We start from the raw sequence: 13,794 nt of genomic DNA on the forward strand, positions 1-13,794 counted from the left end.
TGAAGACCCAACGCTTGCTGCGCTCCCTGCTTGCCCTGTCGCTGCTGTTCAGCTCGCCGCTGTGGGCGGCGGCGCCGAAGGATCTGACCTGGTCGGAAATGATCCCGCCGGACGCGCCGCCGGAAGTGCCGAACATGAAGCCGCTGCACGACCTGTCGCAGATGAGCGATGCATTGGCCGCCGAATCGGCCCCCGCCGCCAAGCAGGACCTGCCCAATGCGCCGGTGGTGAAGAGCCTGGACGGCCAGTCGGTGCGCCTGCCCGGCTACATCGTGCCCCTGGAAGTGAACGAGGACGGCCGCACCACCGAGTTTCTCCTGGTGCCCTACTTCGGCGCCTGCATCCACGTGCCGCCACCGCCGTCGAACCAGATCGTCCACGTCACCAGCGAGCTGGGGGTCAAGCTCGACGAGCTGTATCAGCCTTACTGGATCGAGGGCGACATGCAGGTCAAGCCCTCTAGCAGCGAGCTGGCGGACGCCGGCTACCAGATGGCGGCGCAGAAGATCTATGTCTACGAGTTGCAGGAGTGAAGGCGGCAGCGGCGCCGGGGAGCCGGCGCCGACAGGGCCTGGGCACGAGGCCAAAAGAGTGCAGAACAAAAGAATAGTTCAGCCCTGCCACCGGGGTTTGTCATTTCATTGAGCTGAGTCAAGGCGGTCAACTTGACGATCCTTACCATTGGACATAGCCAATTTGAATCGTCCTTTGGAGCTCCCATGCACAAGTCTCTGCTTAGCGCTTCCCTGATCGCGCTCGCCATCGCCGCCCCGATTGCCAACGCCCACGAAGCGGGCGACATTCTCGTCCGCGCCGGTGCCATCACCGTCAATCCGAAAGCCGACAGCGGCAGCGTCAAAGTGGACCGCGGCCCGGCAGAAGGCACCAACCTGGGTGGCAAGGCCACCATGAGCAGCGACACTCAGCTGGGTCTGAACTTCGCCTACATGCTCACCAACAACATCGGTATCGAACTGCTGGCCGCCACTCCGTTCGAACACGATGTGAAGCTCAAGGACACCTCCCTGGCCGCGGCCAACGGCAAGCTCGGTACCCTCAAGCACCTGCCGCCAACCCTGAGCGTGGTCTACTACCCGCTGGACTCCAAGTCGGTGTTCCAACCCTATGTCGGCGCCGGTATCAACTACACCTGGATCTACGACGAACACGTCGGCAGCCGTGCCAACGCAGCCGGTTTCGACAACTTCCGCGCCAAGAACTCCTGGGGCCTGGCCTGGCAGGTGGGTGCTGACTACATGCTGACCGACAAGCTGATGCTCAACGCCCAAGTGCGTTACATCGACATCAACACCACCGCCTACGTGGACAACAACAGCGTGGCTCCCGGCACTCGCGCCAAGGTCAACGTTGACGTCGACCCGATGGTCTACATGGTGGGTCTGGGCTACAAGTTCTAAGCTCGTCAGTCATGAAAAAAGGCGCCTTGCAAGGCGCCTTTTTCATGTTTGCAATGTCCCTCAACGCCCCATCAGGCGCGCCAGGCCGACACTCATCGGCGTGGGTTCGGGGAACCTGAAGCGCTGCAGCAGCCGCTGATTGCTGGCCCGGGAATGACGGATATCGCCGGCACGGGCCGGACCGTAGCTGATGGGCGGCAACTCACCGACCACCTCGGCCAGGGCCGCAAGCATCTGCTTGAGGGTGGTGGCCTGGTTCAGGCCGACGTTGACCGCCCCCACTTCCAGCTGCGGCGCTTGGATGGCCTGTACCAGCACCTCCACCAGATCACCGACGTAGACGAAGTCCCGAGTCTGCTCGCCATCGCCGAACACGGTGATGGGCAGCCCCTGCTGGGCCCGTTCGCTGAAAATGCTGATCACCCCGGAATAGGGCGACGACGGATCCTGGCGTGGACCGAAGATGTTGAAGAACCGGAAGATCGCCGGTTCCAGGCCGTGCTGACGCCGGTAGAAATCGAAGTAGTGCTCGCTGGCCAGCTTGTCCGAGGCATAAGGGGTCAACGGCGCCTTGGCCGTGTCCTCATCGATGGACTGGCCTTCGCCGTTGTTGCCGTACACCGCTGCACTGGACGCGAACAGCACCCGTTTGACGCCATGCAGGCGCATGGCCTCGCAGACATTCAGGGTGCCGATGAAGTTGCTCTGGTGGGTCTGCACCGGGTCGTCCACCGAAGCCTGCACCGAAGCCACCGCCGCCAGGTGCGCCACCGCGCTGCAGCCTTGCATGGCACGGTTCACCAGCGCCGCATCGGCGACATCGCCCTCGATCAGCTCCAGCCGCGGGTTGTCCAGTGGCAGGTTGCTCGGCTTGCCGGTGGACAAGTCGTCCAGCACCCGCACCGAGTAGCCCTGGGCAAGCAGCGCATCGGTCAGGTGCGAGCCAATAAATCCGGCACCGCCGGTGATCAGTACAGGGCCATCAGCCATGACGATAAAACCTATCCAGTAAGGCCGGGAGCGCGGCACGCCAGGCGCGCGGCTTGATCCCGAAGGTGTGAAGGATCTTCTTGCAGGCCAGTACCGCGTGCTGCGGTTCTTCAGCGGCATCGGCACAGGCCGCGTGGGCCTGGGCGGTGGGGGCCTCGATGGCAAGCGGGTGCAGTTGCCGGGCCTCGCTGAGCACCGCCTGCCCCAGGGCCAGGGGGGTGGTCGCTTCCTGGCCGGCATAGTGGTAGGTGCCCCACAGCGGCGCGGCGCAATCGAGCTGCTTGAGCACCGAGATGATCACTCGCGCGGCGTCGTCTACTGGGGTCGGGTTGCCCCGACGATCGTCCGCCATCAACAGCTCTTCGGCAGACTCGGCCCGGGCGAGGAAACGCCCGAGAATGCCCTCGGCGCTGTCGTCCAGCAACCAGCCGAAGCGCAGCAGCACGTGTTGAGGGCAAGTGGCGCGAACGCTCTGTTCGATCCGCCACAGCGCCTGGCCGCGCAGCCCCAGAGGCACCGGCTCGTCTTTCTCGCTGTAGGCGGTGGCTCGAGAGCCGTCGAACACTCGGTAGCTCGAAGGCTGCAGGAGAATGATGTTGTGATGCTGGCAAAGCTCCGCCAGGCGCTCGACCGCACGTTCCTGGCCGCTCAAGCGGGTCTCGCCCACCGTCTCCGCCTGAAACCAGTCGAAGTAGTAAGCCAGATTGATCAAGGCATCCGGACGGGTGTCATCAAGCAGTTGCGTGAGGCTCGCGGCGTCCCAACCGTCTTGCGGGGGACGGGGAGCGAGGAAACCGATGTCTTCCTCCGCACCCAGGCGAATCAGCGCCTGCCCAAGGGCATTTCCGCCGCCCAGTAACATAAGGCGCATTCGCATAGAGTCAGCAGGCCCAGTCTGTTCAGAACGATGGTTTGGATCGGCCAATCCCGTGGTTTCGACCGTCGAGAATTGCCGGAATCGTTGCATTTTGCGGGTTTGTGGCGCAACCGTCACTGAGAAAGTGACGGTGCGCGCCGATGCATCCCCTGCCTCAACTCTAGTTGCTGTCCACGGCGACGGCAGCGGCGGCAAGGCGCGCGGTACTTGCAAGTTGGCCGCAGCGGCCGCATAAAACCTTCCATGAACCTTGCCGAATCCGTGAGCCCGGGCCTGGACGGTTTTCACCCCGCCGTCAGCGCCTGGTTCAAGCGCACCTTTGCCGCCGTGACCACGGCCCAGGCCCGCGCCTGGCCGTTGATCGCCCAGCGCCGCTCGACCCTGATCGCCGCCCCCACAGGTTCAGGCAAGACCCTCACCGCCTTTCTCGCCGTGATCGATGATCTGGTCCGCCAGGGCCTGGCCGCCGGGGGGCGACTGCCGGACGCCACCCTGGTGGTCTACGTCTCGCCGCTCAAGGCCCTGAGCAACGATATCCAGATCAACCTGCAGCAGCCGCTGCTCGGCATCACCGAGCAGCTGCGCCGGATGGGTTTGCCGGACCTGTCCATCAGCACCGCGGTGCGGACCGGCGACACCCCGCAAAAAGACCGCAACGCCATGCGCAAGCGTGCGCCGCAGATTCTCGTCACCACGCCGGAATCCCTCTATGTGCTGCTGGGTTCGGACTCCGGCCGCAGCATGCTGGCCAGCACCCGCACGGTGATCGTCGACGAGATCCACGCCCTGGCCGGCAGCAAGCGCGGCAGCCACCTGGCCCTGAGCCTGGAACGCTTGCAGGCCCTGTGCAGCGAGCCTCTGCTGCGCATCGGCCTGTCCGCCACGCAGAAACCCATCGAGGCCGTGTCGCGGTTCCTGGTGGGCCATGAGCGGCCCTGTGCAATTGTCGACATCGGCCATGCCCGCCCGCGGGATCTGGACATCGAAGTACCGCCCGTGCCGCTGTCGGCGGTCATGGCCAACGATGTCTGGGAACTGCTGTACGAACGCCTCGCCGAACTGGTTCGCGAGCACCGCACCACGCTGATATTCGTCAACACCCGGCGCCTGGCCGAACGCCTGGCCCGGCACCTGAGCGAACGCCTGGGCAAGCCGGCAGTGGCCGCGCATCACGGCAGCCTGGCCAAGGAACAGCGCCTGGACGCCGAGCAAAGACTCAAGGCCGGCGAGCTGCAAGTGCTGATCGCCACGGCGTCCCTGGAACTGGGAATCGATATCGGCGATGTCGACCTGGTGTGCCAGATCGGTTCGCCCCGTTCGATCTCGGCCTTTTTGCAGCGGGTCGGGCGCTCCGGCCATCAGGTGGGCGGCACGCCGAAAGGCCGGCTGTTCGCCCTGAGCCGGGACGACCTGATCGAATGCGCCGCCCTGCTGGACTGCGTGCGCCGCGGCGAGCTGGACAGCCTGCTGATCCCCCATGCGCCACTGGATGTGCTGGCCCAGCAGATCGTCGCCGAGGTCAGTTGCCAGGAGTGGTCGGAAGCCGCCCTGCTGAGCCTGCTGCGCCGGGCCACGCCTTACGCCGATCTGGATCAGGCCCACTATCAGGCCCTGCTGCAGATGCTTGCCGAAGGGTTCAACGGCCGTCAGGGCCTGCGCAGCGCCTATCTGCATCGCGACGCCCTGACCCGCACCCTGCGCGGCCGTCGCGGGGCCAGGCTGACGGCGGTCACCAGCGGCGGAACCATCCCCGACAACGCCGACTACAGCGTGCTGCTCGAACCCCAGGGCCTGAACATCGGCAGCGTCAACGAAGACTTCGCCGTGGAAAGCATTGCCGGCGACGTGTTCCAGCTGGGCAACACGTCCTATCGCATCCTGCGGGTGGAAACCGGCAAGGTGCGGGTCGAGGATGCCCAGGGCCAGCCGCCGAACATCCCCTTCTGGCTCGGCGAGGCCCCGGGCCGCAGCGCCGAGCTATCCAGCGCAGTGGCGCGCCTGCTGGCCCAACTGGACGAGCTGCTTGGCGCCACGCCCGGGCACCTGCAACCGGCCATCCACTGGCTGCATCACGAACTGGGGCTGAACCCGGCCAGCGCCGAGCAACTGGTGGACTACCTGGCGCCGGCGCGCCTGGCCCTGGGTGCGCTGCCGTCCCAGGACACGCTGATCATGGAGCGCTTTTTCGACGAGTCCGGCGGCACCCAGCTGGTGATCCACAGCCCCTTCGGCAGCCGCATCAACCGCGCCTGGGGCCTGGCCCTGCGCAAACGCTTCTGTCGCACCTTCAATTTCGAACTGCAGGCCGCCGCCAGCGAAGACGCCATCGTCCTGTCGCTGTCCACCAGCCACAGCTTTGCCCTGGACGAAGTCTGGCGCTACCTGCACAGCCAGAGTGCCGAACACATCCTGATCCAGGCCCTGCTGGACGCTCCGCTGTTCGGCGTGCGCTGGCGCTGGAACGCCGGAGTGGCCCTGGCCCTTCCGCGCTACAGCGGCGGACGCAAAGTGGCACCGCAGATCCAGCGGATGAAAAGCGAAGACCTGATCGCCAGCGTGTTCCCCGATCAGATCGCCTGCCTGGAAAACCTCGCCGGCGAGCGCGAGATTCCCGACCACCCCCTGGTGCAGCAGACCCTCGATGACTGCCTGCACCAGGCCATGGACAGCGAAGGCTGGCTGCACCTGCTGCGGCGCATGGAACAGGGGCAGGTGCGCCTGCTCAGCCGCGACCTGCCGGCGCCCTCGCCACTGGCTGCGGAGATTCTCAGCGCCAAGCCCTACACCTTTCTCGATGACGCGCCCCTGGAAGAGCGCCGCACCCAGGCGGTACTGGCGCGACGCTGGAGCGACCCACAAGCCAGCGACGACCTCGCGGCCCTGGACGCGGACGCCATAACCGCGGTGGCCGAAGAAGCCTGGCCCAACCCGTCCAGCGCCGATGAAATGCACGAGGCGCTGATGAGCCTCGCCGCCATCAGCGAGGCCGAAGCCCGGGCCGATCCCCGCTGGCCCCAATGGCTCGACACCCTGGCCACCCAGGGCCGCGCCTGCCGCTTGCACAGCGCGGCCGGCGATCTGTGGCTGGCCCTGGAGCGCATCACCTGCCTGCGCGCGCTGTACCCCGAGGCCCCCTTGCGACCGGCCTTGCAGCCGGTGCCCGGCTTCGACCAGGCCTGGGACGCGGAATCGGCGCAGGTGGAGCTGATCCGCGCCCGCCTCAGCGGCTTCGGCCCCCAGACCCTGACGCAGATCGCCGCGCCCCTGGCGCTGCCCGGCACCCAGGTCAGCCAGGCCCTGGTTCAGTTGGAAAGCCAAGGCTACGTGCTGCGCGGCCACTTCACCCCCGGCGCCAGCGAAGAACAGTGGTGCGAACGCCACCTGCTGGCGCGGATTCATCGCTACACGGTCAAGCGCCTGCGCCGGGAAATCGAGCCGGTGGCGCTGCAAGACTTCATGCGCTTCCTGTTCGACTGGCAGCACCTGTCACCCGCCACCCAGGGCCGGGGCAGCGCCATGCTCGCCGAAGTGGTCGGCCAACTCGAAGGCTACCCGGCCGCGGCTTCGGCCTGGGACAGCGACCTGCTGCCAGCACGGATCAAGGACTACTCCGCCAGTTGGCTGGATGAACTGTGCCGCAGCGGCAAGGTGGTCTGGAGTCGGATCAACAGCACCGGCAAGGCCGCCAGCAGTGCCTTGCGCAGCACACCGATCGTGCTGCTGCCACGTGCCCGGGTGGCACTCTGGAGCGCCTTGACCTGTCCGGTCGAGCGGCACGAACTCTCGCCCAAGGCCCAGAAGGTCCACGCCGTACTGAGCCAGCAGGGCGCCTTGTTTTTCGATGAGTTGCTGCATGAAACCCACCTGCTGCGCAGCGAGCTGGAAAGCGTCCTGCAGGAGCTGGTGGGGGCCGGGCTGGTCAACGCCGACAGCTTCGCCGGCTTGCGCGCCCTGATCACCCCGGCGAGCAAACGTCAGAACCGCAGCAGCCGGCGCGGCCGTGGCGCCTTCGTCGGCGGCATGGACGATGCCGGACGCTGGGCCTTGCTGCGGCGCGCCACGCCCGAGGATCCGGCCGCCACCCTGGAACAGGTGGCCATGACCTTGCTGCGGCGTTACGGCGTAGTGTTCTGGCGCCTGCTGGAGCGCGAGGCGGACTGGCTGCCCAGCTGGCGCGATCTGCTGCGCACCTTCCATCGCCTGGAGGCCCGGGGGGACATCCGCGGTGGACGCTTTGTCAGCGGCCTGGCCGGCGAACAGTTCGCCTTGCCGGAGGCCATCCCCTTGCTGCGGGAAGTCCGCCGGCGTCCCCATGACGGCAGCCTGGTCGCCGTGTGCGGAGTCGATCCGCTGAACCTGGCGGGCACGCTGCTGCCCGGGCCCAAGGTGGCGGCCCTCAGCGGCAATCGCCTGGTGTATCGCGACGGCCTGCCCGCCGCCGCCGAGATCGCCGGCACCCAGCAGCTGTGGATGGAACTGGCGCCCCATGAAGCCCAAGCCTTGCGCAACAAGCTGGTACAGCGCTGAGTCCTGCTGCCACTCTCATTGCCGGCCGATGGCCTCCCGAGCCCGGTGCAAGGTCCAGGGCCCGGGCGGTGTGAAAACTGCTGCGTTAAACGCAGCCCGCACTAGCTGCGGCTGCTGGCACCGGGCGCCGCGCCAAAGCGACTGCGGTATTCGCTGGGCGCCAGACCGGTGATTTTCCGGAACAGGCTGCGAAAGGTCGCCGGGTCCTGATAACCCACGGTCCAGGCGATGTGATCGATGGTGCCCTTGGTGAATTCGAGCAACTCCCGGGCCTTGCCCACCCGCAGGTGCTGGCAGTACTGAGTCGGCTTGAGGCCGGTGGCCGCGCGGAACCGCCGCAACAGGGTGCGCTCCTCCAGCCCCGCCTGTTGCGCCATCACCGGCAGCGACACATCCACCGCGCCATTGGCCTGCAACCAGTGCTGCAACTTGAGGATCGCGCTGTCGCCATGGTTGAGGATCGGCGCGAAATTGCTGCCGCACTGGCTGGCACTGGCGCTGTGCTCCATCACCAGAAAGCGCGCGGTGGCGCTGGCAATGCTCGGCCCCAGCATGCGGTCCACCAGGCGCAGCCCCAGTTCGGCCCAGGCCATCAATCCGGCGGTGGTAATCAGGTCGCCGTCATCGACGATGGGCTGGTCGGCTTCCAGCCGCACCTGGGGATAACGCGCGGCAAAAGCCCGGGCCGAGGTCCAGTGGGTGGTCGCGCTGCGGCCGTCGAGCAGGCCGCTTTCGGCCAGCAGGATCGAACCCACGCACACGCCGCCGAGGGTGGCGCCGGCGGCATGCTGCTGGCGCAGCCAGGTCACCAGGGCGGCAGACGCCTGACTGGCGGAAAATCCCGCCAGCGACGGGGGTATCACCACGGCCTGCAAGCCGTTGTCCGGCCCTGGCAGGCTGTCATGGACCCGCCTCGGCGCGTGCAGGTCGTCGCCCTGCCAATGGCTCACGCGCAAGCGCGGCAGCGCGGCCTGCGGCTGCTCTGCGGCGATCCGGTTGGCCACCTCGAACAGATCGGTCAGGCCGTGCACCGCCGCCATCTGCACCCCGGGATACAGCAGTACGCCAAGCTCAACGATCGTGCCTTGAATGCCCACTGTCAGTTTTCCCCCCGTTAATGTCGTTGCGGCCAATCCTCCAAGGGACCGCGGGTGCCGATACTGGCTCCCACAGCAAACACTCACTTGGAGGCAACACCCATGGCCAAACAGGCGCTCATCGTAATCGATATCCAGAACGACTACTTCGCCGGCGGCAAGTGGCCGCTGGTCGGTGTCGACGCGGCGGCGGACAACGCCGCCCGGCTGATCCAGGCCTTTCGCCGGAACGCCGATCCGGTGGTGCATGTCCGCCATGAATTCACCTCCGACAGCGCGCCGTTCTTCACGCCGGGCTCCGAGGGCGCGCGCCTGCACCCCAAGGTGCTGAACCAGGGCGACGAGCCGGTGGTGCTCAAGCACTTCGTCAATTCATTCCGCGACACCGAACTGCAGTCGATCCTGGAGCAGCAGGGCATCGCGGAGCTGGTGATCGTCGGCAACATGAGCCACATGTGTGTCGAGGGCACCGCCCGTGCCGCAGCCGACCTGGGCTACCCGGTGAAGGTGATCCACGATGCCTGCGCCACCCTCGACCTGGAATTCAATGGTCAGCGCGTGGCCGCGGCGCAAGTGCAGAGCACGGTGATGGCGGCCCTGGCCTTTGCCTACGCCAGCGTGTTGTCCACTGACGAGTTTCTGGCGGCGTAACGAATGGCTTGAAGCCCTTCGGCCTGGCGGTGGGCGCGCCCCACCGCAATCACTCACGGCATGACACGGCAAGTACCACAACTGCGAATAGTTACGAATGATTCCGATTAACTTTTAAATCATTACTTGTTGCAATAACGCCCATCAAACAACCCATGAGAACCCAATAACCAACGTCACTAACAAGCCGACTACTCAATAGCTGACTAATAAAAACAATTAACCCGCGCATTATCTGGAATACTGCCCAAGACTTTTAACCTTGTACTTTCGTCCCATAACAACTGCATAAAAGCCCCCACACTTACTTCCAAGAGTTACTTGAACCACATATAAAAAAAAGAAATAAAACATATAGCAAGCAGGAACATGCTGTTGCCGCAGCACCCCGTATTTGTTGAGGCAAAGGCCTCGCAAAGACAACCACGCTCCCCCGTAGCAGCTAGTTTTCCAGGCTGTTTACCCATCTAGTCCAGACTTTCTCAACGAGCCATATATTTTCCTTGCAGGCCACTTCTTTGAGCCTGCTTGCAAATCCGGTGGCCTTGACTAAGTTGATAGCTACTCGCCACACAAGTGCGCTTCTGCTGCCAGAAGACCAATAAGAACCGCCGAGGAATTGAATAACCGGACACCCTCCCTGCCTGACCCAGCTGACACTGACACGGAATTAGTCATATCAATCAAGAGGGACGCTTGATGAAGCGCAGCTCATTGCCTCGTGCTTTCTCACTGAAGGGTACGGCGGAAAACTACTGGCTTTCCTTATTGCTGTTTTCGACCCTGGTGGTTGCCAGCTTCCTGCTGTTCGAGCAACAGATCCAGCAACTGCTGAATCACCTCGGCGGCTTTCTCCCGACCGACCCCGTGCAACGCACCAGCCTGGCCCTGCTGTTGATCACCCTGTTGGCGCTGGATGTGCTGTTGCCGGTGCCTTCGAGCCTGGTCGCGCTGCTGGCCGTGGCGGCCCTGGGCGCCATCGGTGGCTATCTGGTGATCTTCATCGGGCTGTGCCTGGGGGCCGCCCTGGGCTACTGGCTGGGGGCCGGTTACTTTCGCCTGTTGTCCACCTGGCTGGGACTCAGAAGCTGGCAACCCGGACAACTGGCCTATCGCCTCAGCACCCTGTCCCTGATCTGTCTGCGTGGCGTGCCGGTGCTGGCGGAAACCTCGGTGCTGGCCGCCGGCATGCAGCGCTATCCACTGCGCCAGTTCCTGCTGGTCACCACCCTGGCCAATGCCGGACTGGCCCTGGCCTATGCGGCCATCGGCAGCCTGCTGGTGGAACAGAACGCCTTGCTGGCGACGATTCTCGCCAGCATGGTCCTGCCGGGGCTGTTCCTCGGCGCCCGCAGCCTGCTCAAGCCACGCGAGGCCCCGGCACGGAGCGATCAGGCACAGGCCCTGGAAGGCCGCTTCGAGGTGAGCTACCACTACCCGGTGCTGTTCACCGATCACGTCTTCCAGGTCGACAACCCCTGCCTGCACCAGCAACTGGCCCAGCCGCGGGCGGGGCGCACCACAGTGCTGGTCTTCGTCGATGAACAACTGCTGCAGTGCTCCCCGCAGTTGCCGCAACAGATCGACGCCTACTTCACCGCCCATGCCGCCGACCTGCACCTGCAGGCCGCGCCGATCCCGGTGCCGGCAGGCGAGCTGAGCAAGACCCCCGAGGTCTTGCAGCAGTTGTACGCCCAGATGCTCGAACACGGCCTGGACCGCCACTGCTATGTGCTGGCCCTGGGCGGCGGCGCGCTGCTGGACGCGGTGGGCTACGCCTGCGCCACCTTCCATCGGGGCATGCGCCTGATCCGCATCCCGACCACGGTGCTGGCCCAGAACGACGCCGGCATCGGGGTCAAGAACGGCATCAACGCCTTTGCCCAGAAAAACCTGCTGGGGGCCTTCTACCCGGCCACGGCGGTGATCAACGACTTCCAGTGGCTGCTCAGCCTGTCGCCCCGGGACCAGATCGCCGGGCTGGCCGAAGCGGTGAAGGTGGCGGTGATCAAGGACGCCGCGTTCTTCCAATGGATGGAGCAGCAAGCCCAGGCCCTGGCCACCTTCGAACACAGCGCCAGCCGCTACGCCATCCACCGCTGTGCCGAACTGCACCTGGCGCACATCACCGGCGCCGGCGACCCCTTCGAGCGGGGCAATGGCCGGCCCCTGGACTACGGACACTGGGCAGCGCACAAGCTGGAGAACCTCAGCCGGCATCGTCTGCGCCATGGCGAGGCAGTGGCGGTGGGCATGGCCCTGGACGCGCTCTATGCCAATGCCAGCGGCCTGCTGAGCGACACCGAGACCCAGCGCCTGCTGCAACTGCTGGAGCGGCTCGGCTTCAACCTGTGCCCACCGGAGCTCGGCCTGAAGGATGCCCAGGGCCGCTCCCTGGTCCTGATCGGCCTGGAAGAGTTCCGCCAGCACCTGGGCGGCCAGCTGTCGATCCCGATGCTCAACCGCCTCGGACACTCCATCGATGTGCATCACATCGACATGCCACTGATGGAACAGGCGCTGTTGCGCCTGGCCAGTTTCGGCGGCCCGGACTTCGCCTGGACCGAGGACTGCGCCCGATGAGCCATTCCTCATTGACCACCTGGCTGACCCTGGGCCGAGTCTCCAACCTGCCGACGGTGTGGACCAACGCCCTGGCCGCCGCCCTGCTGGCCAGCAGCGCCACCACCCAGGCGCCGCCTTCACCGCTGGTCTGGACCCTGCTGCTGGTGGCGCTCTCGGCGCTGTACCTGGCCGGCATGCTGCTCAACGACCTGCTGGATGCCGACTGGGACCTGCGGCATCAGAACCCGCGGCCGATTGTTCTCGGCCTGGTCACTCGCACCCAGGTCAGCCTGGCCACCGCCGCGCTGTTGCTGCTGGCGAGCCTGGCGGTGCTGGGCCTGAGCCAGCTGATCGCCCAGCCCCACTGGCTGCTGGCCAGTGCCGGATTGCTGCTGCTATTCATCCTCGCCTACAACCTGCTGCACAAGAACTATCCCCACAGCGTCTGGCTGATGGGCGGCTGCCGCTCGGCCCTGTACCTGACCGCCGCCGCCTGCCTGGCGCTGCCACCGCAACCGCTGTGGCTGTGCGCCGCGTTGCTGGGCACCTACATCGCCGGCCTGACCTACCTGGCCCGGCTGGAGCACCGCAACCAGCTGCTCAGCCGCCTGCCGCTGCTGCTGATGCTCAGCCCACTGGTGCTGGCCTTCTACGCCGACAACGGCGTGTTCTGGCTGGTCCTGCTGCTGTGGCTGGGCTGGCTGGGCTGGCACTACCGGCGCCACCTGGCCAACCCACGGCAGCGGCAGATCCGCGCCTTCATCGGTGCGGGCCTCGCGGCCCTGCCGCTGTTCGACGCCCTGGTGCTGGCCCTGGCCAATCAGCCCCTGGGCAGTCTGTTGTGCGTACTGGTGTTCTTCCTGCTTCCCCACCTTCAACGTTGGATCAAGCCGACATGAACCTGGACGTCATTTCCCCGCTCTCACCTGCGCTTGCCCTGCGCCATGCAGCCTTTGCCGAACGCCGCCGGCAACTCGAACGACAGCTCGACGACCCGAGCCGGCACTGGTGGCACGCGGCCCAGGAACAACTGGCGCAGCAGCCCTCGGCCAATACCCTGGTGCTGCTCAGCAGCCAGTGCAAACGCCGGCTTGGCCAGCCGGCGCCGCTCACCGACCCGGGCAACGAGCGCATTCAGCTGGCCCGGGCCCTGCTCCTGGCGCAGTTGCTGGAGCAACAGGCCGGCAGCGACCAACTGGCCTTGCTGCGCCAGCTGTTTCTCTGGGGGGACGACCAGGAGAAGAGCGTGCTGCTCAAGGTTCTGGATGACCTGGACAGCGAAGGCCGCAGCCTGGAGCTGGCGCTGCAGGCCGGGCGTACCAACAACCGCGAAGTGTTCGCCGCCATCGCCCTGGACAACCCCTTCCCCGCCCGCCACTACCCCGAGCGGGCCTTCCACCAGTTGGTGCTCAAGACCCTGGGCATGGGCCTGGACACTGGACGCATCGTCGGCCTGGCCCAGCGCCGCAGCGTCGACCTCAACCAGCTGGCCCTGGAACACATGGAAGAGCAGTTGGCCGCGTTCCGCAGCGTCAGCGACACGCTGCCTCAGGCCATTGCCTTCGAACTCTTGAGCCAGGCCCAGTGCCAGCGCCTGCGCGGCTTGTGCCAGCAGCGCCGGCTGCCCGCGCACTGGCTCGAACACGTGCCGCCCGGCGCCTGAAACACC

General features: G+C 65.8%; 10 protein-coding genes. 7 read left to right on the forward strand and 3 right to left on the reverse strand.

What is annotated here, in order from left to right; translation table 11 throughout:
• Nucleotides 1–14: 14 nt before the first annotated feature.
• A complete protein-coding gene (locus PST29_RS26910) occupies nt 15–533 on the forward strand; it encodes a DUF3299 domain-containing protein (RefSeq protein ID WP_173655963.1) in 519 nt (172 codons plus the stop codon).
• Nucleotides 534–719: 186 nt separating this feature from the next.
• Nucleotides 720–1,418: an OmpW/AlkL family protein gene (locus PST29_RS26915; protein ID WP_060841315.1), complete on the forward strand. Its 699-nt coding sequence runs from the start codon at nt 720–722 to the stop codon at nt 1,416–1,418.
• A 60-nt stretch (nt 1,419–1,478) separates the two neighbouring features.
• On the opposite strand, the gene PST29_RS26920 is transcribed toward PST29_RS26915, so the two are convergent.
• Both PST29_RS26920 and PST29_RS26925 read right to left on the reverse strand, forming a co-directional pair.
• Nucleotides 1,479–2,408, reverse strand: a complete 930-nt coding sequence (locus PST29_RS26920; protein WP_060844758.1) for an NAD-dependent epimerase/dehydratase family protein — start codon at nt 2,406–2,408, stop codon at nt 1,479–1,481.
• On the reverse strand, nt 2,401–3,285 hold the full coding sequence (locus PST29_RS26925) for a sugar nucleotide-binding protein (RefSeq protein ID WP_060841317.1): 885 nt from the start codon (nt 3,283–3,285) through the stop codon (nt 2,401–2,403). The genes PST29_RS26920 and PST29_RS26925 overlap by 8 nt, the downstream gene beginning before the upstream one ends.
• Before the next feature lie 243 nt (nt 3,286–3,528).
• Here PST29_RS26925 and PST29_RS26930 point away from each other — a divergent pair, with 243 nt between their 5' ends.
• A complete protein-coding gene (locus tag PST29_RS26930) occupies nt 3,529–7,812 on the forward strand; it encodes a DEAD/DEAH box helicase (protein WP_060844759.1) in 4,284 nt (1,427 codons plus the stop codon).
• A 101-nt stretch (nt 7,813–7,913) separates the two neighbouring features.
• On the opposite strand, the gene PST29_RS26935 is transcribed toward PST29_RS26930, so the two are convergent.
• The gene (locus tag PST29_RS26935) at nt 7,914–8,852 is read right to left on the reverse strand and encodes a GlxA family transcriptional regulator (RefSeq protein WP_414159922.1); all 939 of its coding nucleotides are present in this window, start codon (nt 8,850–8,852) and stop codon (nt 7,914–7,916) included.
• A gap of 159 nt (nt 8,853–9,011) precedes the next feature.
• Here PST29_RS26935 and PST29_RS26940 point away from each other — a divergent pair, with 159 nt between their 5' ends.
• From PST29_RS26940 to PST29_RS26955, 4 genes are all read left to right on the forward strand, one after another.
• The gene (locus PST29_RS26940; RefSeq protein WP_060844761.1) at nt 9,012–9,560 is read left to right on the forward strand and encodes a cysteine hydrolase family protein; all 549 of its coding nucleotides are present in this window, start codon (nt 9,012–9,014) and stop codon (nt 9,558–9,560) included.
• Nucleotides 9,561–10,259: 699 nt separating this feature from the next.
• Complete coding sequence (locus PST29_RS26945) at nt 10,260–12,143, forward strand: 3-dehydroquinate synthase (RefSeq protein ID WP_060844762.1); 1,884 nt, start codon at nt 10,260–10,262, stop codon at nt 12,141–12,143.
• Nucleotides 12,140–13,024, forward strand: a complete 885-nt coding sequence (locus tag PST29_RS26950; RefSeq protein WP_060841322.1) for a UbiA family prenyltransferase — start codon at nt 12,140–12,142, stop codon at nt 13,022–13,024. The genes PST29_RS26945 and PST29_RS26950 overlap by 4 nt, the downstream gene beginning before the upstream one ends.
• Nucleotides 13,021–13,788 (forward strand): EboA domain-containing protein, encoded by a 768-nt coding sequence (locus PST29_RS26955; protein ID WP_060844763.1) that lies wholly within the window; start codon nt 13,021–13,023, stop codon nt 13,786–13,788. Before PST29_RS26950 ends, PST29_RS26955 begins: the two co-directional genes overlap by 4 nt.
• The last annotated feature ends 6 nt before the right edge of the window (nt 13,789–13,794 follow it).

It is taken from the genome of Pseudomonas sp. St29, from assembly GCF_001547915.1.
Taxonomy (GTDB): Bacteria; Pseudomonadota; Gammaproteobacteria; order Pseudomonadales; family Pseudomonadaceae; genus Aquipseudomonas.